Annotated in this window: 17 protein-coding genes; 6 read left to right on the forward strand and 11 right to left on the reverse strand. The window is 70.1% G+C overall.

Translation table 11 applies throughout. The features are described from left to right. Window positions 1–294 precede the first annotated feature (294 nt). The 6 genes from JRI60_RS04985 to JRI60_RS05010 all read right to left on the reverse strand — a co-directional run bounded on the left by JRI60_RS04985 (window position 295) and on the right by JRI60_RS05010 (window position 9,372). The gene (locus JRI60_RS04985) at window positions 295–2,001 is read right to left on the reverse strand and encodes an OmpA family protein (protein WP_204224719.1); all 1,707 of its coding nucleotides are present in this window, start codon (window positions 1,999–2,001) and stop codon (window positions 295–297) included. Further along, complete coding sequence (traA, locus tag JRI60_RS04990) at window positions 1,998–4,085, reverse strand: outer membrane exchange protein TraA (RefSeq protein ID WP_239470354.1); 2,088 nt, start codon at window positions 4,083–4,085, stop codon at window positions 1,998–2,000. The genes JRI60_RS04985 and traA overlap by 4 nt, the downstream gene beginning before the upstream one ends. 137 nt (window positions 4,086–4,222) lie before the next feature. Next, window positions 4,223–4,585 carry a helix-turn-helix domain-containing protein gene (locus JRI60_RS04995; RefSeq protein WP_204224720.1) on the reverse strand — a complete coding sequence of 121 codons (363 nt, stop codon included), beginning with the start codon at window positions 4,583–4,585 and terminating at the stop codon, window positions 4,223–4,225. Between the two features lie 271 nt (window positions 4,586–4,856). Continuing rightward, a complete protein-coding gene (locus tag JRI60_RS05000; RefSeq protein WP_204224721.1) occupies window positions 4,857–6,620 on the reverse strand; it encodes a GTPase domain-containing protein in 1,764 nt (587 codons plus the stop codon). A 79-nt stretch (window positions 6,621–6,699) separates the two neighbouring features. After that, complete coding sequence (locus tag JRI60_RS54350; protein ID WP_204224722.1) at window positions 6,700–8,004, reverse strand: serine/threonine-protein kinase; 1,305 nt, start codon at window positions 8,002–8,004, stop codon at window positions 6,700–6,702. Between the two features lie 3 nt (window positions 8,005–8,007). Then, the gene (locus JRI60_RS05010; protein ID WP_204224723.1) at window positions 8,008–9,372 is read right to left on the reverse strand and encodes a sigma-54-dependent transcriptional regulator; all 1,365 of its coding nucleotides are present in this window, start codon (window positions 9,370–9,372) and stop codon (window positions 8,008–8,010) included. Window positions 9,373–9,496: 124 nt separating this feature from the next. On the opposite strand from JRI60_RS05010, the gene JRI60_RS05015 reads away from it, so the two are divergent. Further along, the gene (locus JRI60_RS05015) at window positions 9,497–10,849 is read left to right on the forward strand and encodes a thioredoxin family protein (protein ID WP_204224724.1); all 1,353 of its coding nucleotides are present in this window, start codon (window positions 9,497–9,499) and stop codon (window positions 10,847–10,849) included. Window positions 10,850–10,865: 16 nt separating this feature from the next. Here JRI60_RS05015 and JRI60_RS05020 read toward each other — a convergent pair whose 3' ends face one another. The 3 genes from JRI60_RS05020 to JRI60_RS05030 all read right to left on the reverse strand — a co-directional run bounded on the left by JRI60_RS05020 (window position 10,866) and on the right by JRI60_RS05030 (window position 14,054). Beyond that, window positions 10,866–12,251, reverse strand: coding sequence for a hypothetical protein (locus JRI60_RS05020; RefSeq protein ID WP_204224725.1), 1,386 nt, complete (start codon window positions 12,249–12,251; stop codon window positions 10,866–10,868). Further along, on the reverse strand, window positions 12,248–13,426 hold the full coding sequence (locus JRI60_RS05025; protein WP_204224726.1) for a metallophosphoesterase: 1,179 nt from the start codon (window positions 13,424–13,426) through the stop codon (window positions 12,248–12,250). Before JRI60_RS05025 ends, JRI60_RS05020 begins: the two co-directional genes overlap by 4 nt. Window positions 13,427–13,511: 85 nt before the next feature. Continuing rightward, complete coding sequence (locus tag JRI60_RS05030) at window positions 13,512–14,054, reverse strand: hypothetical protein (RefSeq protein ID WP_204224727.1); 543 nt, start codon at window positions 14,052–14,054, stop codon at window positions 13,512–13,514. Window positions 14,055–14,258: 204 nt separating this feature from the next. Here JRI60_RS05030 and JRI60_RS05035 point away from each other — a divergent pair, with 204 nt between their 5' ends. After that, the gene (locus JRI60_RS05035) at window positions 14,259–14,678 is read left to right on the forward strand and encodes a carboxypeptidase-like regulatory domain-containing protein (RefSeq protein WP_204224728.1); all 420 of its coding nucleotides are present in this window, start codon (window positions 14,259–14,261) and stop codon (window positions 14,676–14,678) included. Window positions 14,679–14,735: 57 nt separating this feature from the next. Continuing rightward, complete coding sequence (locus JRI60_RS54355; protein ID WP_204224729.1) at window positions 14,736–17,486, forward strand: putative metal-binding motif-containing protein; 2,751 nt, start codon at window positions 14,736–14,738, stop codon at window positions 17,484–17,486. Between the two features lie 60 nt (window positions 17,487–17,546). Here the strand turns inward: JRI60_RS54355 and JRI60_RS05045 are convergent, their stop codons facing one another. Both JRI60_RS05045 and JRI60_RS05050 read right to left on the reverse strand, forming a co-directional pair. Continuing rightward, entirely contained in the window at window positions 17,547–18,221 is a 675-nt protein-coding gene (locus tag JRI60_RS05045; protein WP_204224730.1) for a dienelactone hydrolase family protein, read from the reverse strand. 58 nt (window positions 18,222–18,279) lie between these two features. Further along, window positions 18,280–18,618, reverse strand: coding sequence for a PilZ domain-containing protein (locus tag JRI60_RS05050; RefSeq protein WP_204224731.1), 339 nt, complete (start codon window positions 18,616–18,618; stop codon window positions 18,280–18,282). 91 nt (window positions 18,619–18,709) lie between these two features. Here JRI60_RS05050 and JRI60_RS05055 point away from each other — a divergent pair, with 91 nt between their 5' ends. The 3 genes from JRI60_RS05055 (at window position 18,710) to JRI60_RS05065 (ending at window position 22,121) form a co-directional block, all read left to right on the forward strand. Further along, window positions 18,710–19,636 (forward strand): MBL fold metallo-hydrolase, encoded by a 927-nt coding sequence (locus JRI60_RS05055; protein WP_204224732.1) that lies wholly within the window; start codon window positions 18,710–18,712, stop codon window positions 19,634–19,636. 77 nt (window positions 19,637–19,713) lie between these two features. Next, window positions 19,714–20,139 carry a hypothetical protein gene (locus tag JRI60_RS05060; RefSeq protein ID WP_239470357.1) on the forward strand — a complete coding sequence of 142 codons (426 nt, stop codon included), beginning with the start codon at window positions 19,714–19,716 and terminating at the stop codon, window positions 20,137–20,139. Between the two features lie 374 nt (window positions 20,140–20,513). Next, window positions 20,514–22,121: a right-handed parallel beta-helix repeat-containing protein gene (locus JRI60_RS05065; protein WP_204224734.1), complete on the forward strand. Its 1,608-nt coding sequence runs from the start codon at window positions 20,514–20,516 to the stop codon at window positions 22,119–22,121. Window positions 22,122–22,145 lie beyond the last annotated feature (24 nt).

Consider the following 22,145-nt stretch of genomic DNA (forward strand, 5'->3'; position numbering starts at 1 on the left):
GCCGTCTTTCCCGTACTCCATGAATAGCGTGTGCCGCCGGGGGTCTTTCGACCTCCGGCGTTGCCCGTGCGGGGCCAGGGCCAAATCCGCTTCTCACCGGTGAGAAGTGAAACCGGGTGGGCCAAATCCGCTTCTCACCGGTGAGAAGTGAAACCGGGTGGGCCAAATCCACTTCTCACCGGTGAGAAGTGAAACCGGTCCTCCGTAGCGGTTACGCGGAATTTTCCCGTTACAGGCGACGGCGGCGCGCCTTGAGATGAGCGCTCCCGGGAGGCAGCGCCGCCGTGGGACTCCTCAAGGAAGGGGCGCGGCGGCCTTTTGCTCCGCGGGGAGCCGGCGACCCTTCTTCATCGAGGACGGTTCCTGCTCCGCGGACGGATCCGGCGGGCAGGGCGGCAGCGCACCCTGGGCGGGCGGCTGGATGGTGAACTCGACGCGGCGGTTGAGCGCCATGCCCTCCTCGGTGTTGTTGTCCCCAACGGGGCGGCTGCGGCCGAAGCCCGCCGAGCACAGGCGCTCCACGGCGACGCCGGTATCGAGCAGGTAGTTCATCACGCTGGCGGCGCGGCGGCGCGACAGGTCGAAGTTGTACGTGTCGCTGGCGCGCGCGTCCGTGTGGGCCTCGACGAGCACGCGTTGAATCTCGCGATGGTCGATGAGGATCTGCCCCACCTCCTCGAGGATGGGGAAGGACTCGGGGAGGATGATGTCCTGGCCCGTGGCGAAGTGCACCTGGTCGAGGATGAGGATCTTGTTGCCCTTGATGTGCGCGAGCGGGCAGCCGTCACGGCCGCGCGGGCCCTGGGGAACGTCGGGGCAGCGGTCGAGTCGATCCACCACGGCGTCCTTGTCCGTGTCGGGGTCGGGGCAGCCACCGTTGTCCACGAGGCCCGCTTCGGCCGGGCAGCGGTCGAGTCGATCCACCACGGCATCATTGTCCGCGTCAGAGTCCGGGCAGCCGCCGTTCTCCACGAGGCCGGCGATGCTCGGGCAGCGGTCGCCCTCGCCAATGACGGAGTCTCCGTCCGGGTCCACGGGCGGCTCGGGGGGCTTCTTGAAGCGCTCGAGCGCCTCCCACTCGCGGGTCTTCCCGGGCACCCAGACGATGGAGGTGAAGACACGCAGCGTGGGGACCGTCAGCGAGCAGCCGCAACCTCCGCCACCGCCAACGGTGAAGGTGAGACCGGTGGAGCTGTACCAGCGCAGGCCGAGGAGGAACTCGGCGGGAATCTGCAGCGCGCTGTCGGGCAGCTTGTCGAGGGGCATGCTGCCGGTGAGCGTGCCGAGGGCGGTGATGCCGCTGCTGCGAAGGACGGGCACCTCGGCGCCGAGCCCGAAGGTGGCGGCGTTGCCCCACTGCACGCCCGCGAACTGGCGGTCCGGACGCAGCCAGACGCCGGTGTTGAGCGACAGGAGGATGCCCGACTCGAAGCGGTAGTCCAGCAGCAGGCCGGGCGTATAGGTGAGGTCCCCGTCACTGGTGAAGGCATCCTGGATACCGGTGGGCAGGCCCAGTCCGAAGGTGAGCGAGGCACCCAGTCCCGAGCCCTCGGCGGCGCGGCGCAGGCCAGGCACGGCCACCTTCGCGGTGAGGCGCAGGTCTCCGGGGGCGAAGGACTGGATGAAGCCCTCGGTGCCGATGGCCTCCAGGTTGTCCGAGCCCTGGGCCAGCACCAGGGGCATGTCCAGGCCGAGCTCGATCCAGTCGAAGAGCCCCACGGCGGCCATGACGTCGAGCTGGAGGCGGTTGCCCACCACGCTGACGGCCTTGGAATGGGTGCCCGCGGCGACGAGCACCAGCGGATCCAACGCGAAGTTGAGGAAGGCCCCGCCGGAGATGGAGAGGTGAGAGAGGGGGCGGGACTGGCCGACGACGACCAGGTCCTGGGGCGCGCCGAGCGGGCGGAAGGACTGCACGTCGAAGCGGGCGTCCTGCGCCGAGGCGGACGCGGCGGCGAGTGCCAGGACGAACGCGAGGGCGAAGGAGCCGGAGCGCTTCATGCGGCGCCTCGGTGACGGAGGGCGAGGAAGGCGGCCACGAGGAGCAGCAGGCCGAGGCCGCCGGGCGTGCTGTCGGCGGTGGTGCCGCAGCAGAAGGCGCCACCTTGAGGCTCGGTGCCGGGTTTGCGGCGGCCGCGCTCACACTGCTGGGTGGTGGCGGAGCAGTGCTGGACGCCAAGGCAGTCGTCGCTAGCGTCGCACGAGGTGGAGCAGGTGTTGGTGGCGGTGTCGCAGGTGCCGCCGCAGGGGCAGTGGGCATCGGCGAAGCACTGCACGCAGGAGTCGCCGTGGCACACCTGGCCCTCGGCGCAGCTCACCGAGCAGGTGGAGGTACCGCAGGTGCGGGTGGTGGGGTCGCACGTGCCACCGGGGCCGCAGTCGGAGTCCTGGCGGCAGCCTACGCAGGAACTGCCCTGGGCGGTGCCGTCCGTGAAGCAGAAGGGGGACTCGGTGGGGCAGGCCTCGCAGCGCGAGCCGCAGCGCTTGTCGGTGGTGCACGAGGCGCACTCGCCACTGAGGCAGAACTTGCCGTCACCGCACTCGAGGTCGGAGCGGCACTCGACGCACACCTGGCCGTCGAGGCAGAAGGGCCGGTCGGAGGGGCACTTCACGCACTGCTCGCCGCAGCGCTCGGAGGTGTTGCACTCGGCGACCTTCTCCACGCAGCGGCCGTTGGCGATGTCGCACGTCTTGCCCTCGCCACAGTCGGCATCGGCGGTGCACTCCACGCAGGTGGGGGAGGCGCCGGGGGCGGTCGAGGCGCACTTGAGGGCGCCGGGGCAGCAGTTGCACGAGGTACCCGCGCAGCTGTCCTTGGTGCCGCAGGTCTGGCACGTGTTGTCGGAGCAGACCTGACCGCGAGGACAGTGCTCGTCCGTGACGCACTCCGTGCACGTGTGGTCGGCGGCGCAGTGCTGACCCTTGGGGCAGTTCGCGTCGGTGTTGCACACGACGCACTCGTTCTGGGAGAGGTCGCAGACCTTGCCCTCGGCGCGGCAGTCGCCGTCGTCGTTGCAGCCCTTGCACTGGTTGGTGGCCAGGTCGCAGCGGCCATTGGGGCACTGCGAGTCCTCGGAGCACTGGACGCAGGTGAACTTGCCGTTACGGTTAAGGCACAGCGGCGTGGATGCGCCGCAGGGCGAGCAGGTGTCACCGCAGAAGAGGGACGAATCACAGGGGGCGCACAGCGCCGCCCCGTTGCAGTAATAGGCCGGGCCGCAGCCGTTGTTGCCAGCCCTGTTCGCGTACTCGCGGTTGCACTGCTGGCAGTAGGTCAGGTCTGGGTAGGAGGGGCGTCCACTCTCGGTCTGATAGAAAGATGCGGGCTGCATGAGGGCGAAGCCCGCGCCCCGCAGCTTGACCACCGGAGACTGGTTCGCCGGCCGCTCGAAGTCGCTGAAGGTCCCGACCAGGACCGACATCTCCAGTGCGGCATGCTCGCCGACCTCGGCATAGAGCACTTCGATGGGGTAGAGGCCCGGCTTCGTGAAGGTGACGCTATTGGTCGTGCGCCAGGTCGGGTATCCGAGCTGCGGCGGACGGTTGATGACCCGGTATGCGCGGGAACTGCCGTCGTAGAGGGTGAACGCGACGGCGTCGTCCGAGTAGAGCCCGAAGTGGACGGGCAGGCCCACCATGTCCGAGGTGATGTTCAGGTAGCCGCGCAGGCGCGTGGCGAAGGCGGCGGCGCGGTCCACGCCGAAGAAGTCGCAGCCACCGTCCGGGCATCCCGGGACCACCTTCTCGTAGTCGCCGTAGCTCAGGTAGGTGCCGTTCACCTGGCCCGAGGTGTTGTTGTTCGACAGGTCCAACGCCGTCCGGAGTACTGAGGTGACCCGGACGTTGGCATTGGCAGCGTCGGGAGGGCTCTCCAGGAAGGAATTCACTCCGCCGCTGAATTCGGAGTTCTGCTGCGGGAAGTCCTTCGAGGGGTCCGTCGACGTTCGCGAGGCCGCGCACAGACCCGTTCCCTCCTGGGTCGGCGACTGGGCCACCGGATCCCCGGTGACGACCACGGTGGGCAGCACCTCGGCGTGGACCGCCGGGGCCAGGACCACCATCAACATCGCCGCGAGGGCGGCCATTCTTCGGGAAGGGTGCACGGACAAGGGCCTGCAGAATTCCCCGGCCAACCTCTCTGGTCAAGTTGAAGCCGGGGACACTGTATGGGGTGGGACGAAAGTGTACCCGGCTCCCGGCTCGGCCTCTAGTCTTCGTGCGGTCACTCCTTCTTCAGGGCGACCGCCAGGCGGCCCAGCAGCTTGATCTGCCCGGAGTCCAGCTGCCGCAGCACGCGCAACACCGCGCGGACCTCGGGCTTCTCGCCCTGCTCGTTCGGTGGCTCGGCCAGCTTGAGCGAGCCATCCGGCCCCGCGAGCCCCAGCAACTCGTCCGCGGATATCCTGAGCGCGCGGCACAGCCGCAGCAGCGTCGGAACGCTCGGCACCATGCCGCCGCGCTCGATGCGCCCGTACACCTCGGTCACCAGGTCGACCATCTCGGCCACATCCGCCTGGGTGAGCTGCGCACGCAGACGGGCCGAACGGGCGGCCTCCCCAATCGTCTTCGCCAGTTTCTTGTCCATACCTGAACCCACCCTACAGTGTAGGCAGGGCGGAATACGACGCATCAGGTTGTCGGAACAGGACCGTAAAGGTCATTTCTTTGACCCTATGTTTGAAGTCAACCCGGTCCCTCGGGCCTCCGCGCGCACCGCACCGCACGGCGCGCGCTCCCCTCGACCATCCCCGTCCTTCCCTCTGACAACCCGTGTACGAAGCACTCCCACCCGCCTCTTGTGGTCCTCGAGTCGCGGTTGGACACAGAATGCCTGGGGGGTCTGACACGGTGGGCGCTCAGCAGGAGATCCGCCGGGTCGTGTCGGACAGGGCGGAAGCGGTGCGCGCCCAGGCCGAAACCCGCGTGTCCAACTGGCCCAGGAGGTCCGCGAAGAAGCGCGCTTCCAGGGCGCGGGCGAGGGTGGCGCCATGGGCGTCGGCCCACTTGGAGGTGACGCGCTCGCGGATGTCCGCGCCCAGCAGGTCCACGAAGCGCTCCAACAGGGGCGTGGACAGGAGCGTGCCGGCCCAGATGACGGCGTCATGGCCGAAGCCGCCGGTGGCCACCGTCACCACCGCGGCGGCCCCCGAGGGCACCGAGTAGACGAGCGTGGTGAGGGTCTGCAGCAGCTCCTCGCGCATGCCGCCCTGGAGCTCGGTGGCCACCAGCCCCCGGCAGAAGGCGTAGAGGCTGTCGCGGTCCGCCGCCTGGGCATGGAGCGCCTCGAAGCCCAGGGGCTCGTCCAGGCGCGCCAGGGTGGTGGGCCCGAAGGACTCGGCGAGGAGCGCGTGCGTCCGGGAGTCGCCATGCCACGCAGCCACCTCCGGGGCGAACAGCTCCACCATGCGCCGCACCCCATCGCGCAGGGTGTCCTCGGTGAGCTGCGTCACGGGGGCGGCGATGGGCTCGGGGCCGGTGAAGGAGCGGCGCACCTGGCGCGAGAGGAAGGTGAGGGCGGTGGCCAGTCCCCGGAAGGGCAGGCGCACGTAGCGGTGGAAGGCGCTGCGCGCGTCCAGCTCGTCGCGGAAGGCCTCCACCAGCACGTCCGCGGGGACCGCCTTGAGGGCCGCGTGCCGTCCCACCGTGAGCAGCTCGTGACGCACCCTCTGGCGCAGGCGCTCCGGCTCGTGGGTGGCGGTGGTGGCGGCGCGGGCCAGCTGCTCCATCTCCGCGCGCGCGTCCCGGAGCGAGGCGGCCAGGGCCTGGGCCTTGAGGGCGCGGGCGTGCTCGGCCTCGCCCAGCAGGGCGGCGAGCGGAGGCGAGGCATCCAACGGATTGGTGGCGAGCGGCTTCTCCCCGGCCTCCACCTCCGGCTGGTGCGGGGCGAGGTAGCGCGCCAGGGGCGGGTGGCCCACGTCCGAGGCCAGCTTCTCCAGGTGTCCGCGCGCCACCTCCTCGCGCGTGGCCTCGTTGTAGACGAGGAGGTAGGGGCGTCCGTGGCCCACCGCGGCGCGCAGGAAGTCCACCAGGGCGGCGTTCTGGTACGTCTGCCGGCTGACGACGAAGGCGAGCACGTCCACGGTGACGAGCAGGGCCTCGGCGCGCTCGCGATTGTCGCGGTAGACGCTGTCGAAGTCCGGCGTGTCCATCACCACCAGGCCCCGGGGCACGGCCTCGGCGAGCACGAGGTAGAGGCGCCCGGAGGGCCCGGGCTGGTCCACCGGCGCGGCCTCGCCCGAGGAGACGGGGACGATGTCGTAGCGGCGGGTGAGGAAGTCCTTGAGCGAGCCCGTCCAGGTGTCCGGGTGCGCGGCGGCGAGGCACTGCTTGGTGAGGCCTCCCTCGGGGCGTGCGGGGGACAGGGGCGTGCCCACCAGGGCGTTGAAGAGGGTGGACTTGCCTACGTTGTTGGGCCCGGCGATGGCCACGAGCAGCAGCGGGGCGTCCGCGCCACCGAGGCGGGGCAGCAGGTCCCTGCGGAGCCTCTCCAGCAGGCGGCGGGCGGTGTCCGCGTCGGTGGCCTCCGGGAAGTGCTCGGGGGGAGGGAGGGCGTCGCGGGCGGACTCGAGGGCGGTGCGCAGGTGGGCGAGGTCGTTCATCCGGTCGCCCGAGGACAGCATGGGTGGGGCCGGAAGCCCACGACAGACGTAACAGGTGTGTCGGCCCTGGACGGATGCGCCAGGTCCCGAGGCCCGGGGCTCAGCGGCGCGAGCGCAGCGCGCGGCCCACCTTGCGCGCCAGGTCCGTGGGGTCCACGGGCAGGGGCACGTAGTCGTACACCCCGCTCGCGACGGCGCGCGACATCAGTGAGAAGTCCTCGCCGCTCCCGCACAGCAGCACGGGCGGGGCATGGGGCCGGGCGGCCAGGGTGCTCGCCAGGGTGAGCGCCTCCTCCTGGGCCTGGGCGCTCCGGGGGACGACCACCAGGGCGTGCATGCCCTCCAGGGAGCTGTCCGCGCTGGCGGAGACCACTCGATACCCGGCCACCGCGAGGGCGGTGCCGATGCCGTGGGGATTGTCGGGGCCTCCCGGCTCGATGACGGCCACGGGCCGCGCGAGGACCTCGGGCGAGGGCGCGGCGGGCGTGGTTGTCACAGCCCGGGAGCGCTCCTGCTTCTTGCCCTCCCCGCGCGCGGGAGCCGGGGGTGCCAGTGTCTCCCGGAGCCGGGCGGCCAGCTCGCGGGCGCTCGCGGGGCGCTGGGCCTTCTCCTTGGCGAGGCACGCGAGCACCAGTGTCTCCAGCGCCTCGGGAATCCCGCGCTCCGGCCGCAGTTGGCGCACGGGCGGAGGCGGCCGGTACAGGTGGCCGCTCATCACCTCCACGGCGGGCGAGTCCCCGAAGGGCGCGCGGCCCACGAGCAGCTCGTGCAGCAGGCACCCCACGGAGTACAGGTCGGCGCGAGCGTCGAGCGGCTCGCCCCGACACTGCTCGGGAGACATGTACGCGGGGGTGCCGAGCACCTGGCCGCTCCCGGTCAGCCGGGAGTGCTGCTCCTCGTGCATGAGCGCGGCCAGCCCGAAGTCGAGCACCTTCACGGAGGAGGCGGAGAGCTCGCCCACCCGCATGACGTTGGAGGGCTTGAGGTCGCGGTGCACGATGCCCAGGCCGTGCGCGGCGTCGAGCACCTCCAGCACCTGTGCCACCACCTCCACTGCCGTCTTCACTTCCAGTGGCCCGTGGGACTCCAGCACCTCGTGCAAGGGAGTGCCGAAGACGCGCTCCATGGCGAGGTAGAGGTCCTCCCCGTCGGCGCCGTGGTCGAACACGTGCACCGCGCCGGGGTGCTTGAGCCGGGCCAGGAGTTGGGCCTCGCGCTGGAAGCGGGCAGCGGCGCCGGGCGTCCGCGCGACATGCGGGTGCAGCACCTTGAGGGCCACGTAGCGCTCGAGGCCGAGTTGCTCGGCCTCGTATACCGTCCCCATGCCGCCCTGTCCGAGCGTCCCCGTCACCTGGTAGCGCCCGGCCACCACGCGCCCCAGCCAGGAGTCCGCCGTGCCCGCCATGGACTACTCCCCCGAGCCCTTGATGCGGTCGAGCTTGCGGTAGAGCGTCTTGCGGTCCAGCCCGAGAATCTGTGCGGCGAGCGACTTGTTGCCCTTCACCTCCTCCATGACGCGGAGGATGTAGCGGCGCTCGACCTCTTCCAGGGTGGTGAGCTCGGAGGGGTCTCCACTGGCCACCACCACGTGCGAGGCGCGGTAGGCGCGAATCTTCTCCGGCAGGTCCTCCACCGCGAGGCGCTCGGTGACGGTGACGGCCACGGCGCGCTCGATGCAGTTGCGCAGCTCGCGCACGTTGCCGGGCCAGCTGTAGCTCATCAACCGCTCGGCCACGGTCTCGTTGAGGCCCGTCACCCGCTTGTTGGCGCGGGCGGCGAAGTGCTCGACGAAGTGCTGGGCCAGCAGGAGGATGTCCCCGCCGCGCGCGCGCAGCGGCGGCAGCTCCATCTGCACCACGTTGAGGCGGTAGTAGAGGTCCTCGCGGAAGCGGCCCTCCTCCACCATGCCCTCCAGGTCGCGGTTGGTGGCGGCCACCACGCGCACGTCGAAGGACACCTCGTGGTCTCCGCCCACCGGGCGCACCGAGCGCTCCTGCAGGGCGCGCAGCAGCTTGGGCTGGAGGCCCAGGGGCATCTCGCCCACCTCGTCGAGGAAGAGCGTGCCGCCGTGCGCCTGGACGAAGAGGCCCGAGCGCGCCGTTTTGGCGTCGGTGAAGGCGCCCCGGGCGTGGCCGAATAGCTCGCTCTCCAACAGGGCCTCGGGCATGGCCGCGCAGTTGATGGCGACGAAGGGCCCCGAGGCGCGCCGGCTCTTCTCGTGGAGCGCCCGCGCCACCAGCTCCTTGCCCGTGCCGCTCTCGCCGTTGATGATGACCGAGGCGTCCGAGTCCGCGATGCGGGTGAGCAGGTCGTACACCTTGCGCATCGGCGGGCTGGAGCCGAGCAGGCCGCCCAGGTGCTGGGACTCGGCGACGACCTTGGTCAGCCGCACCACCTCGCCCTTGAGGTGGTAGTTCTGCACGGCCCGGGAGAGGGTGTGCACCAGGTCGTCCACCTCCACGGGCTTGGTGATGAAGTCGTAGGCCCCGGCGCGCAGGGCCGCGACGACCGTCTGCATGTTGCCGAAGGCCGTCATCACCACCACCGGCAGGTCCGGCAGGTTGGCCACCACGCGCTCGCACAGCTCGGTGCCGCTCAACCCGTTCATGTGCAGGTCGGTGAGCACCACGTCGAAGGGCTGCTCCATCAAAAGGGGCAGGGCCGCCTGGGGGTCCGTCAGCGAAGTGACCTTGAAGCCCCGCCGGGTGAGGTGCAGGGACAGCAGCGCCACCATGCTCGGGTCATCGTCGACGAGGAGGACTCGGCCACTCATGGGCTCTCGGGAGGAGGAAGGGGCGGGCGAAGGGAAACCGGTACCATATAGAACCTTGGCATCCCCTGGGGAGCGGATGTCGTACCTTCTCCGCCGCCTGCCTGCGGGGTAGGTTGCCGGGCTGATGAAATCGCACCTCTCCAGCCTGCTCGTCGTGGGCCTGCTGGCCTGCACCACCGCGCGCACCTCGGCCGTCTCCGAGACGCCGGCCGCGCACGCCAAGGCCCCCCTGCCGTTCATCGAGGATGACTACTCGCGCGCCCTGTCGGAGGCGAAGTCGAGGGGGTTGCCTCTGTTCGTCGATACCTGGGCCCCGTGGTGTCACACCTGCCGCTCGATGCGAGCCTATGTCTTCACGGACGAGGCGCTCGCGCGGCACGCGGGACGGTTCGTCTGGCTCGAGCTCAACACGGACCTTCCAGGTAACGCGGGCTTCCTGGAGAAGTACCCGATGGAGAACTGGCCCACCTTCTTCATCATCGATCCGAGGGAGGAGAAGGCGCTCGTGCGCTTCGCGGGCAGCGCCACCGTTGCCCAGCTCGAGAGGCTTTTCGAGGACGGGGAGCGCGCGTACCGCGGGGTGGCGCAGGGGCCGGAGGCGCTGCTGGCCCGGGGCGATGCCCTGTATGGCGAGGGCAAGGCGGCCGAGGCGGCGGACGTGCTCGCCCAGGCGCTGGCCGAGGCTCCGGCGGACTGGTCCCGCCGTGGCCGCGCGCTGGAGTCGCTCCTGATGGCGCAGTACGGGGCGAAGCGCCACGAGGCGTGTGCCCGGACGGCGCTGGCGGAGCTGCCCCGGGTGCCCCCCTCGCCGTCGCGGGCGAACGCGGCGGGGCTCGGGCTCTCCTGCTCGCTGTCGGTGGCGGGCGATGTGCGGGACGTGAAGGAGCTGCGGGCCTCATTGGAGGAGAAGGCGCGCGAGGCCATCGCTCCGGGCATCGCCATGCCGGCGGATGACCGCTCGGGCGTGTTCGAGGTGCTGGTGGGGGCCCGCGAGTCCGCGGGCGACGAGGCCGGTGCGAAGACGGTGGCCGGGCAGTGGCTCACCTTCCTCGAGGGCGAGGCCGCGAAGGCGCCGAACCCGGAGGCGCGCACCGTGTTCGATTCGCATCGCATGTCCGCGGCGCTGGTGCTGGGCGACCTGATGAGGGTGGTGCCGGCCATCGAGCAGAGCGAGAAGGAGCTCCCGAACGACTACAACCCGCCCGCGCGTCTGGCCAACCTCTACCGGAGGCTGGGACGGTTGGACGATGCGCTGGCGGCGAGTGACCGGGCGCTGACGAAGGTGCAGGGAGGCCGGCGGCTGCGCGTCCTCTCGGAGCGGACGGACATCCACGTCGCACGGGGCGAGAAGGACGCGGCGGTGCGCACGCTGGAGGACGCGCTCGCCTACGCGAAGACGCTCTCCGGGGCGCAGGCCTCTCCGCGCCAGGTGGCGGCGCTGGAGAAGAAGCTGGCGGACGTGAAGGCGAAGCCGTGAGGGGACGGGCCCGTGCTCAGGGCCCGTCCTCGTCGAACAGGTCGCCCGGGTCGTTCTGCCACCGGGCGAGCTGCTCCTCGGTGGGGAAGCCCTGGACGCGGTAGCGCTCCGGGTAGAGCCCGTTCACCGGAGCGAGCAGCTTGCCGGCCACCTTCGCCACCTCGTCCCACCGCGCGATGCCCACGGGCGGGGCCTCGTCGCCGAGCGCCGGGTCCATGAAGAAGATGACCTCGGCCTTGGGGAGGAGGGCGTCCACGCCCTTGAGCCAGACGGCGTAGCTGATGCTGCGTCCGCGCTCGTCCTGGTAGGGGGTGAAGGAGGCCACGAAGACGTCCTCGCCCCGCTCCTCGAAGTGCTTCTCCAGTTGCTGCGTCTGCTCGGAGTAGTCGCGCGCCCGGGTGAAGAGCTCCAGCTTGCGGAAGTCGGCCCAGGCGTTGCTGAGCCGCTCGGGCATGAAGGTCACCCAGCCCTCGGGCGACAGGCGCATGGCGCGGCCGTCCAGGGCTCGCGGGGCCATCACGGCCTGGAGGGCGCGGCTGGCCACGCGGCGCAGCCCATCCTCGTCCTCGGAGCCGGTGATGAGGAGCAGGTCGCGATGGGGCGCGAGCACCACGGGGGCGCCTTGCACCTTGCACCCGCGCACCACCTCCTCGAGCAGCAGGCGGGAGGAGGCGTAGTTGTCCTCCCAGGGGGACTCACAGGTGCCCGGGGCCAGTTGCACGAGCTTCTCGGTGCTGCGCTGGCGCAGGTTGCCGAGGGCGGCGTCGAGCGCCTGGTCGAAGGAGACGCCCCAGCGCGCGAGCTCGTCGGGCCCGAGGTACTGCAGGGTGTCCGGCCCGTCGAAGGCCAGGCCCACGCCGAGGAACCCGCTCAGGGGCTTCCAGGGGATGGGGACCGGCGTGCCGGGGCCGCTCTTCACCACCAGCCGGAGCTGCTCGAAGAAGGTGCGCCCGCGCACCACGGGCATCAACTTCGACCGGGCCTCGGCGAACGTCTTCGGCAAGGCCGGCATGGTGCGCACGCGGGTGAGCCGGGCGAAGACCTCGTCGCGCTGCTCCGGCGGGGAGGCGAGGTACTCGTCGAAGAAGTTGGACAGGAACACCGTGTCGCCGGAGTTGCCGTCCTTGGGCCCCAGGCGCAGCAGGAAGCCCGTGGCGTCGTACTGGATGTCCCGTGTCTCGCCGGAGGCGCGCAGGCGTTCGATGGCTCGCCGGGCGAAGGCATCCCGCTCCGACTGCTCGTCTCCAGAGGTGGGTTGTCCGCTTGCGTCCGAGTGCTCCGACAGGCGCTCCTCGGTCTCGTGCGCTTCCCGGAGGGCGGGCGTCGAGTGTCCGGCACACCCGGCCAGGCCCAGGGCCCCCACGACCGTCAGGCCCACGAGTCTCCGCGTCGTCCTCATCATCCCTGTCCTCCCTGGTGTGTTGCCTCGTGCGGCCGTGCGGGTGCGCGGGTGTCGAGGTCGAAGAGCTCGAACAGCTCCAACGGAGACTCGCGCATGCCGCCGTCGGTGAAGACGAGCACCGCCTCGCCGGGGCCGGTCGGAGGCGGCGTACCGGGGCGGTAGTGGAGGGAGGTGCCGTTGGTGACGAGGTGGCGTAGCACGCCGTCGCGCATCTCCTCGAGGGGCAGCGAGAGCAGCTCGCGGCTGCGCTTGTCGCGCGTGTGGCCCACCACCTGGACGAGACCGGGCGGCAGCCGATGCGGATCGAACCGGCGGCGCGGCGTGGCGACGCGGTGGGCGGCGTCCTCGGGTTGCAGGCTGGGGCGCTGATAGAAGATGCCCCGGCCCTCGCCATACGTGGCGCTGCCGGGCTGGTACAGACCGGGAATGGAGAAGGGGCCCTGCTTCCAGGCGGCTACCGCGGTGTCGAGCACCCGGTTGAGCGTGTCGGCCACCGCGGGAGCGCGGGCCTGGAGGGACTCGGGCATTCCAGCGGTGAGGAGGTCCTCCCGCGTGACGCCGGCATGCAGGACGAGCAGGTCGTCCGCCGCGGCGTGGGCCACCCGGAAGCGCCCGGCGCGCAGCAGGTACGCCACCCAGTCGCGCTGCACCTCGCGGAAGGTACCGAAGTCGCGGGCCACCAGCTCCACGTTGGGCACCTCGGGGTAGCGCGAGAGGAAGTCGCGCTCCCGGGCCTCGTCGGTGTGGTCGCCCTGGTAGATGAGATCCGCCTCCACCTGGGCGGCGGCGAAGCGCGCGTCGGTGAAGCCGGACAGCTCGCCCACGCGGCCCAGGTCATGGTTGCCCAGCAGCAGCACCGCCTGGTCCGCCGGGTGCGAGGCCATCCAGGCGACGAGCCTCGAGGCGCTGGTGGCCACGGCGTCGCGCTCGTGGGCCTTGCCCCAGTCGAAGTGGTCTCCCACCGAGACGAGCTGGACCTCGGGGAGGAGCCTTCCATCCGAGCCGAGCAGACCGTGGCGGTCGAGCAGGGCGAAGAAGCGGGTGATGTCCGCCTGCGGGTCGCCGATGGCGAGGTGCCGGGAGCGGGGATGGCCGTCGGGCGGCGCGGAATGGGGACCACGGGCGGCGGCCTCGGTGGCGCGGGCCAGGGCGGCCTCGATGCGGGGGATGCTCACGAGCGCATCCTAGTCCCGAGCGACCCCGGGCGCCGCTTCCGTCCGGGGCCGGGGCCGCGCTTTGCCTGGTTGACTGGCCGGCCCGCTATCCTTCCATGACTCCACGCGAGAGCCCGCGCCGGTCCGCGAGGGGGCGCGAGTACACGCCCGACGCCGCGCCGATGAACATGCCGACGACGTGGAGGGCGGTCCAGCCCCAGAAGCCGAGCCCGTACATGAAGTAGAGGAGGTCGGGCGTGTCGAAACCATAGAGGAAGGCGATGATCGCCGGCACCGCCACCGAGGCGATGGCCGCGGCACCGAACGCGCGGCCCCAGCGTTTGGCGAAGAAGCCGCCGAAGACGCCGCCCAGCAGGGCATTGAGGAATGGGATGTAGAAGGTGATGAAGCTCACGGAGATCATCGTGAGCGCGCCGATGATGAGGCCCCGGCGCTTGAACTCGACGCCCTCGGTGGGCGTCGGGATGACCACGACATCGCGGTAGCCGCTCTCCTCGAAGTCGGGCATGGGCTCGGTGGCGGTGGCGTGGATCTCCGGTCCCCAGACGCCCTTTTCGCAGTAGCCCTTCTCGAGGAGCTCGCGGCGGGTGGTGGGCTTGGGGCTCTTGGGGTCGATGGGCTCGGACATGCGTGCTCTCCCGGTGATGGGGGCGGAAGGCTCCGCCGCGGATCGGATGCCGTTGAAGATGCGACATGCCGGCGTGGGAGACAGGTGGGGAGGCACCATTGGAGGCCGGGCATCCGGGCAGGCGGGGCGGTGCTTGGTGGCTGAAGCCGCCCGCCCGGTATGCTGCGCCTCCCTCGTACCCCTGACTGCCTGGATGGAGTGACCATGCGTCCGATGCGTTCCCTGTTGCGGCTCTCCCTGCTGTCCCTCGGTGTGCTGTCGGCCTGTACGTTGCGCCCGTACTACCGGCAGGTGGTGCCGCCCGACGTGGCCCGGCTGAAACCGCAGCAGGCCCAGGGGATGAAGGACGTGACGATGCGCGTGGTGGATCCATCCACGGGCCAGCCCATCCCGGGAGCGCGGGTGCTGCTCGATTCGAGCCGGGGTCGCGTCATCGCGACGAGTGACGCGAACGGCCTCATCCAACTGCCGGTGGCGCCGCACCTGCTGGCGGACAATCCGCTGGTGGAGGTGTCGTTGCCCAAGGGCGTGCGGAGCTACTCCCTCCAGGTGGTGAATCCGGAGCCCGAGCCCGCGCAACAGCCCGCGACCGAGCCCGAGGCGCCGCGGCCGCCCCAGGGTTGAGGCTCGCGAGTGTCGTAAGCGCGACGTTGGCCTGGAGCTGGGGTAATCTATCGGCCCATGCGTCGCGCATGGGTATTCGTTTGCCTCGTCCTGCTGGCCGCTTGTTCGAACAAGGTGAAGGAGAGTGCGGTCGCGCTCACCATCACGTATCCGAAGCCGGCGGGGTATGTCCCTGCATGTATCCGGGTGACCGCCCTGGATGCCACGGCGGAGAACCTCAAGAGTTCCGAGCTGATCGACTCGGAAACGCTGACCAGGCACGCTGAAGACCGGACACTGGTCCTCGCGGTGTATCGCGAGAGGGGGTGGAGCGAGCAGCTCCAGATCGAGGTGTCCTCCTACTCCACGGAGAAGTGTGAGGGGCAGGCCATCGAGACGCGCCGCCTCGCCGCGGCGGTGGCGCTGCCCGAGAAGGGCGCCGTTCCAGCGGGAATCGTGCTCAAGGCCCAGGACGCGGACCAGGACCGCCATCCCGCCACCTCGCTGGAAGACAAGGCCATCAACGGTACGGACTGCAACGACGGCAAGGCCAACGTGTACCCCGGTGCTCAGGCCGTATGCGATGGGTCGGGAGTCCTCAATGTCGACTTCAACTGTGACGGGAAGTCGGACTGCAACGGTTCGAGCTGTGCGGGCACTGCGGACTGTGGCTCGGGCTTCTGTGTGGCAGGGGTCTGCTGCGAAAGCGCGTGCAACACCCCGCCGCAGTGTCACGGCGCGGCGGTCTGCGGCGGGGGAAAGTGTTCCTATAAAGTCGACAGCACCCTGAGCTGTGATGACGGAAACGCGTGCACCACCAGCGACAGGTGCAGCGCGCAGGGAACGTGTGCGGGCACACAGAAGACGTGCAACGGCCCGACGGACCAGTGCCGCGAGAACACGGGCACCTGCAATCCCGCGTCGGGCGCGTGCGAATACCCTCCCAAGCCCGCGACGGCGACCTGCGACGACGGCAACAAGTGCACCGATTCGGACAAGTGCAACGGCAGCGGGATGTGCGCGGGCACGGCCAAGGTGTGCAACAGCCCGACGGGTCAGTGCTACGAGAGTACGGGCACCTGTAATCCCTCTTCGGGAACGTGCGGCTATGCCCCCAAGCCCACGACGGCGGATTGCAATGACGGGAATGCCTGCACGCTCGTCGACAAGTGCAACGGCAGCGGGTCATGCGTGGGTTCGGCCAACAAGACGTGCAACACGCCGACGGGCCAGTGCTACGAGAACACGGGTACCTGCAACAACACGACAGGCGAGTGTTCCTACCCCGCCAAGCCCACGACGGTGGATTGCAATGACGGGAATGCCTGCACGCTCGTCGACAAGTGCAACGGCAACGGGTCATGCGTGGGTTCGGCCAACAAGACGTGCAACACGCCGACGGGCCAGTGCTACGAGAACACGGGCACCTGCGATCCCTCCTCGGGGACGTGTAACTACCCGCCCAAGCCCACCACGACGACCTGTGATGACGGCCAGCCCTGCTCCAAGGATGACCGGTGCAATGGGGCCGGTGGATGCGCCGGCACTGATTACACCTGCGCGCCGCCCAACGCGTGCCAGATGCCGGGCAATGCCTGCTCGGGCAATGGTGGCTGCCTCTACGTAGCGGACGCCTCGAAGAACGGGGCGGCTTGCACCTGGAACACGACCACGGGTCAGCCGGGCACGTGCGTGCCGAGCACCGAAGGAAAGTGCAGCCTCTTCCCGTATGCACCCAGCAACTTCGACCCGGATGCGCTCACGGCCACGGAGGTGACGGAGCTCAAGGAGGTTCGTGTGTCGTGTAACGTCACACTCAATACCTCGGGCTCGGGCCCCTTCGTCTTCACACCGACGGGGACTTGCGCGACGCCTCCCGTGACTGCGCTGGCCAAGACCCTCACGCCGTCTGGAGGTGGACCAGAGGTTCTGGTCCTCTACATGAAGCGCCTCGATATCGATTATGGCGTGATGGTGACCGTGCAGGGCACCCGGCCCGTCATTTTCGCCATCTACGACCAGGCCTACATCCATGGCTCCATCCTGGCGAATGCCACCAAGACAGACCCAGGTGCGGGAGGGAACGCCGCGACGTGTGGTGCTCGGGTTGGCGGAAATGGTTCGGGCAGCATTGAGGGCCGCGGTGGAGGGGGTGGTGGTGGCTTCGCGACCGCGGGCGCGGGTGGTGGTGCGGGGGATGGCGGTGGAACCGCGGGGGCGGCTGGCTCCTTGCTGACGAGCACGCTGGTGCCGCTGATCGGTGGTTGTCCGGGTGGCGCGGGGGGAGACACCTTGGCGGGAGCGGGTGGAGCGGGAGGTGGCGCCGTGCAGATCTCCGTGGCGAGCCTGCTGAGCGTGGATGGCACCGTGTCCGTCAGTGGAGGGGGCGGCAAGGGAGGCGGTCAGGACAGCAACGGCGGAGGTGGAGGTGGAGGCGGAGGCAGTGGTGGCGGGATTCTGCTGGAGGGTAAGTCGTTGCAGGTTCTCGACCTGGCCCGTCTGACGGCCAACGGAGGAGCCGGTGGCGAGGGCGGGTTCGAGGCCCACAACGCGGGCGTGGATGGTTCGGATGGCTCGACCACCCAGGCGGCCGCGGCCTCGCCGGGCGCGAGTACGTCACCGGCAGGGGGCGACGGTGGCTCGGGTGGAGCGTTGGGGGCTGCTCCTACTTCGGGCTCTTCCGGTGGAAATCAAGGTAACGATAATGGCGGCGGTGGCGGCGGTGGTGGCGCCGCGGGTGTCATCCGGCTGCGCGCTGGATGGACGTCGTCCTGCGCCATCTCCGGGGCTGCCGTCATCAGCCCGGCGGCCACCCGGGTGTGCCCGTAATCCCGTGTGACCCGGGCCGGGCGAGGGCCCCGCTGTCCCCGCCCGGCCAGTTCCCTCGGCTCAGCCGAGCTTCGCGCGGAGGAACTCCACCGTGCGCTTCCACGCGAGCTCGGCGTTCTGGGGCGAGTACACCTCGGGCCGCTTCTCGTTGAAGAAGGCGTGGCCCGCGTCGTAGCGGTGAATCTCCGCCGGCACGCCCGCGCCCTTCAGCTTCTTCTCCAGCGCGTCCACCCGGTCCGGGGAGCACCAGTCATCGATGTTCGCGTAGTGCCCCAGCACCGGGCAGCGGATCTTCGTCACGTCCGCCGCCTCCTCGGGAGGAATCCCGTAGAAGGGCACGGCGGCGGCGACTTGTCCGTCATGGGCCGCGGCCGCCAGCGTGAGCGCTCCGCCCATGCAGAAGCCCAGCACCGCCACCTTCGTGCCCGGCGCGTGCCGCCGCAGCGCCTCCACGGCGCGCGAGATGTCCTGCACGGCCTGCCGGCGGTCCATCGCGCCCATCAGCTTCTCGGCCTCGGCCGCGTCCTTCGTCACCCGGCCCCGGTAGAGGTCTGGTGCGAACACGGTGAAGCCCTCGCGCGCCAAGCGGTCCGCCACGCCGCGTAGCTGCTCCGTGAGGCCCCACCACTCGTGGATGACGACCACCGCTCCGCGATTCGTGCCGCCCTGGGCCCGCGTCAGGTAGCCCGGAAGTTCCGTTCCATCGGCCGAGGTCAGCTTCGCCTGCTCCGTCATGTGCACACCCCTTCGTGGTTCAGGAAAGGGGGCGCAGCCTAGACGGCTCGCGTGCCGGTTACGTGAACCAGCGCACCATCCTGTGGCCCTGTCGACGCCGCCACGTCTGGAAGCGCTGGCGGAAGCCCTCGGCTCCGGAGGTGAAGCGCACGCCGTAACGGCCGCGCACGGTGGGGCCGCCTCCCTCCACCCTGATCCACACGACCTCGCCCTCGAAGGGGAGCTCCTCGCCGTCCAGGGTGAGCGAGCCCCGCACGGTGCTCCCCCGGTGCAGGGGTTGGAGCATGTCCGCCTGGAAGCCGCCGTCGGACACGTCGTGGGTGCGCACGGGCAGCATCCCCCGCAGCCGGACGACGAGCCGATGGGAATGACGCGGGAAGGCACGGAGCTCGGACATGGTCCGGAAGGTGCCATGTCACCTGAGTCCCACAAGTTTTCCGTGACGTGGTTATGGTGGATGCGTCTCGATTCGAACGGAGTTCCCCAACATGAAGAAGGTCTTCCTCTCCGCGCTGCTGCTGCCCGGCCTGGCGCTGGCCCAGCCGCAAGATTTTTCGAAGGTGCAGGTGAAGTCCATCCCGGTGGCGGGCAACGTGCACATGCTCGAGGGCGCGGGGGGCAACATCGGCGTCTCCGTGGGCCCGGATGGAGTGCTCATCGTGGATGACCAGTTCGCGCCGCTGGTGCCGAAGATTCGCGCGGCGTTCAGCAAGCTGGCCAAGAGCCAGGGCAAGGGCGCCAAGGCGTCGCTGGAGTACGTGCTCAACACGCACTGGCATTTCGACCACACGGGCAGCAACGCGGAGTTCGGTCACGAGGGCCGCATCGTGGCGCACTCGCACGTGCGCACGCGGCTGATCAACGGTCTCGAGAGCGCGACGCTCGGGATGAAGATTCCCCCCGCGCCCAAGGAGGCGCTGCCGGTCATCACCTACGACCAGGGGCTCTCCATCTTCTTCAATGGCGAGGAGATCCAGGTGACGCACCTGCCCTCGGGCCACACGGATGGCGACAGCATGGTGTACTTCACCGGCTCCAACGTGCTGCACATGGGGGACCAGTTCACCGTGGACAAGTACCCCTTCATCGACCTGGAGAGCGGAGGCTCGCTGGAGGGCTACCTGCGCAACGTGGAGCGCGTGCTCCAGACGTTGCCCGCGGGGGTGAAGATCATCCCGGGCCACGGTGCGCTCTCGGGGCGTGAGCAGCTCGAGACCTTCGCGGAGATGCTGCGCGAGACGGTGTCGCTGGTGAAGGGGAAGATCGCCGCGGGGAAGACGATCGACCAAGTGAAGGCCGAGGGGATGCCCGAGAAGTACAAGACCTGGGGCGATGCCTTCATCAAGCCGGACATGTGGCTGACGATTGCCTACCGGAGCTTGAGCGGGCAGAAGCCGGAGCCGGCGAAGAAGTAGGCGGCCCTGTCCGAGGGTTGAATGAACCCGGGGGTCCTCCGTCGAAGCAGGCAAGAACGATGACGGAGGACACGACGATGACGCTCCAGAACGGACTCTTCACCCTGGCTCTTTCCGCCCTGCTCCTGGCTCCCGCCGCCGCGCGGGCCGATGATTTCCGCGGTGGTCAGCACGATGCGTCCCCGGTGGGCACCTCCGTCCGGTACGGCCACACGGGCGGCGACTACCGCCCCGCGCCGCCGCCTCCTCCCCAGCCCCCGCGCTCGCGAGGGCCGCGCGACTCGGGCCGCTACGAGCTGCGGACGGTGCAGCAGTGGGTGCCGGGTCACTACGAGAAGGTCTGGGTCGAGGAGACCTGCAAGTACAAGCCGCGCCGTGACCGGGTGAAGTGCGAGGGCGGTTACTACGAGCAGCGCTGGGTGGAGGGCTACAACCAGTCGGTGCAGGAGTGGGTGTGGGTCCCCTCGCATCGTGGTGCCTACGTCGCCAGCAACCGCTGGTAGGCCCCTCCCCTTCGAGAACCCCCGTTTCCTCGGACGCCTCGGCCCTCCCGGCCGGGGCGTTCGTGTTTGCTGCCTCCCGCTCCCGAGCCGTCCGGCGCTTCTCCGGGTGAACCCGAGGCGTCGGCCTCTGTGAGCCTCCGTGCGACGTCCGCCGCACGCGTGAGCGGGTGTCGTCATTCCGAAGCCAACTGACAATCATCAGGTGGGCTTCTGGTTGGGGCCACAAGTTCTCGGAACTCCGTGCCTTGCCTCCTCCGCCCACGAACGGGCGGGCGACCTGGGGGGAGCGCAGGGGGAATGGAAAGCGGATGGGTCGTGTCCGGCGCGCGTCCTCGCGGTTCCCCCAGGGACCGCGGCTCACACAAGGAGTGCGGATGCGCATCAGGTGGTTGCTGCCGGTCGTCCCTCCCGCTGTCCTCATCGGTGCCCTCGCCTGTGGTGAGCGGGGCGGGTCGATTGCTTCCGGCGACGAGCTCCCCGTTTCCGAGGGGTCCGCCACCGCACCGCAACCGACGGCGAAGCCGCCGACGTCGCCTCCATCCCCCACGCCCACTGCTCCCACTCCGGGCCCGTCCCCTCAGTCTCCGCCACCTCCCGCGCCTCCACCGCCGCCCGAGTTCTCCCGCATCCTCTGGGTGGCGCCCAACGGCAACGACACCGCGGCGGGCACGGAGCGCGCGCCCTTCCGCACGGTGAGCAAGGCGCTCTCGCTGCTCCAGCCGGGCGAGGCCGTCTTCCTCAAGACGGGCACGTACACGGAGCGATTGCGGCTGGACTCGAGGGATGGCGCGCCCGGCCGCTATCTCACGGTGAAGGCCGCGCCCGGCGCGAAGCCCGTCATCAAGCCCGCTGGCAGCGGCACGACGCTGTTGGACGTACGCCGCGCGTACTGGCGCGTGGAGGGGCTCACCCTCGACGTGGCGGGAGAGGACTCCTTCGCCGCCTTCTGGCGGGGCGCGGGCGCGCACCACGGCATCCTGCGCGGCTGCACGTTGAAGAACGGCACCAGCGGCGCGGGCGTCAACGTCGCCGAGCGGGCCAGTGACGTCCTCATCGAGGACAACGCCATCTTCAACTTCCAGCGCTCCGGCGACAGCCACGGAGTCGTCGTGCAGACCAACTCGAGGAACGTGGTCGTCCGTGGCAACGACATCCACCACAACTCGGGGGACGGGGTGCAGTGCCTGGGGCCCGAGGGCGGCGCCACCGAGCCCGGCACTCCCTTCGACAACCTGCTCGTCGAGGACAACGACCTGCACGAGAACCGGGAGAACGGCGCGGACATCAAGACGTGCACGCGCGTCACCCTGCGTGGCAACCGCATCTGGGGCCACCGCCGCTCCGCCTCCTCGGCGGGAGAGGGCGTGGTGGTGCACCTGTCCGCGCGCGACATCACGCTCGAGGAGAACGAGGTGCGCGACAATGGTCGGGGCATCAACATCGGCGGAGTGCGTCAGGGCTCGCCGCCCACCCACATCGTCCTGCGGCGCAACCTCGTCCTCGACGGCTACGGCGCGGATGGCAACGAGGGCACCGGCATCCGCATTGACACCGCGGTCAACGTGAAGGTGCACCACAACACCGTGTGGAACATGCCTACCCACTGCCTGGGCCTGGGCAACGGCGACTCCGGCCCCAGCCAGGACGTGGAGGCGCGCAACAACATTTTTGGTGCCTGCGCCATCATGGTCCGGGCCGGCTCGGCCCGGTCCGGGGTCTCCTTCGACGGCAACCTCTACTTCTCCCCCCAGGGGCACGTCTCCTTCCGGGTGGACGGGAAGTACCCCGACCTCGTGGGCTGGCGGAGCGCCACCCGCTGGGACGCACACTCCGTGGAGGAGGAGCCCGGTTTCCAGGACGCGGAGGCTGGGGACTTCCGGCTGGGGAGTGCTTCCGCCGCCCGGAACGAGGGCCTGTCCCTCGGGCAGGCCTACTGCGGTTCGGCACCGGACATGGGGGCGCGGGAGTCTGACTGCCCCTGAGGCGGGACCCGGGGTAGAGTCCGG

Source organism: Archangium violaceum (assembly GCF_016887565.1).
In the GTDB taxonomy this organism is placed as follows: Bacteria; Myxococcota; Myxococcia; order Myxococcales; family Myxococcaceae; genus Archangium; species Archangium violaceum_B.

Bases quoted from the DNA above. Each gene is read 5' to 3' on its own strand.
- JRI60_RS05000 (WP_204224721.1), bottom strand. From the start codon at position 6,620: ATGCTGTCCTCGGGCGACCGGATGAACGACCTCGCCCACCTGCGCACC.
- JRI60_RS54355 (WP_204224729.1), top strand. From the start codon at position 14,736: ATGCGTCGCGCATGGGTATTCGTTTGCCTCGTCCTGCTGGCCGCTTGT.
- JRI60_RS54350 (WP_204224722.1), bottom strand. From the start codon at position 8,004: ATGGCGGGCACGGCGGACTCCTGGCTGGGGCGCGTGGTGGCCGGGCGC.
- JRI60_RS05045 (WP_204224730.1), bottom strand. From the start codon at position 18,221: ATGACGGAGCAGGCGAAGCTGACCTCGGCCGATGGAACGGAACTTCCG.
- JRI60_RS05010 (WP_204224723.1), bottom strand. From the start codon at position 9,372: ATGAGTGGCCGAGTCCTCCTCGTCGACGATGACCCGAGCATGGTGGCG.
- JRI60_RS05050 (WP_204224731.1), bottom strand. From the start codon at position 18,618: ATGTCCGAGCTCCGTGCCTTCCCGCGTCATTCCCATCGGCTCGTCGTC.
- JRI60_RS05015 (WP_204224724.1), top strand. From the start codon at position 9,497: ATGAAATCGCACCTCTCCAGCCTGCTCGTCGTGGGCCTGCTGGCCTGC.
- JRI60_RS05035 (WP_204224728.1), top strand. From the start codon at position 14,259: ATGCGTCCGATGCGTTCCCTGTTGCGGCTCTCCCTGCTGTCCCTCGGT.
- JRI60_RS05030 (WP_204224727.1), bottom strand. From the start codon at position 14,054: ATGTCCGAGCCCATCGACCCCAAGAGCCCCAAGCCCACCACCCGCCGC.
- JRI60_RS05055 (WP_204224732.1), top strand. From the start codon at position 18,710: ATGAAGAAGGTCTTCCTCTCCGCGCTGCTGCTGCCCGGCCTGGCGCTG.
- traA (WP_239470354.1), bottom strand. From the start codon at position 4,085: ATGGCCGCCCTCGCGGCGATGTTGATGGTGGTCCTGGCCCCGGCGGTC.
- JRI60_RS05065 (WP_204224734.1), top strand. From the start codon at position 20,514: ATGCGCATCAGGTGGTTGCTGCCGGTCGTCCCTCCCGCTGTCCTCATC.
- JRI60_RS04995 (WP_204224720.1), bottom strand. From the start codon at position 4,585: ATGGACAAGAAACTGGCGAAGACGATTGGGGAGGCCGCCCGTTCGGCC.
- JRI60_RS04985 (WP_204224719.1), bottom strand. From the start codon at position 2,001: ATGAAGCGCTCCGGCTCCTTCGCCCTCGCGTTCGTCCTGGCACTCGCC.
- JRI60_RS05020 (WP_204224725.1), bottom strand. From the start codon at position 12,251: ATGATGAGGACGACGCGGAGACTCGTGGGCCTGACGGTCGTGGGGGCC.
- JRI60_RS05060 (WP_239470357.1), top strand. From the start codon at position 19,714: ATGACGCTCCAGAACGGACTCTTCACCCTGGCTCTTTCCGCCCTGCTC.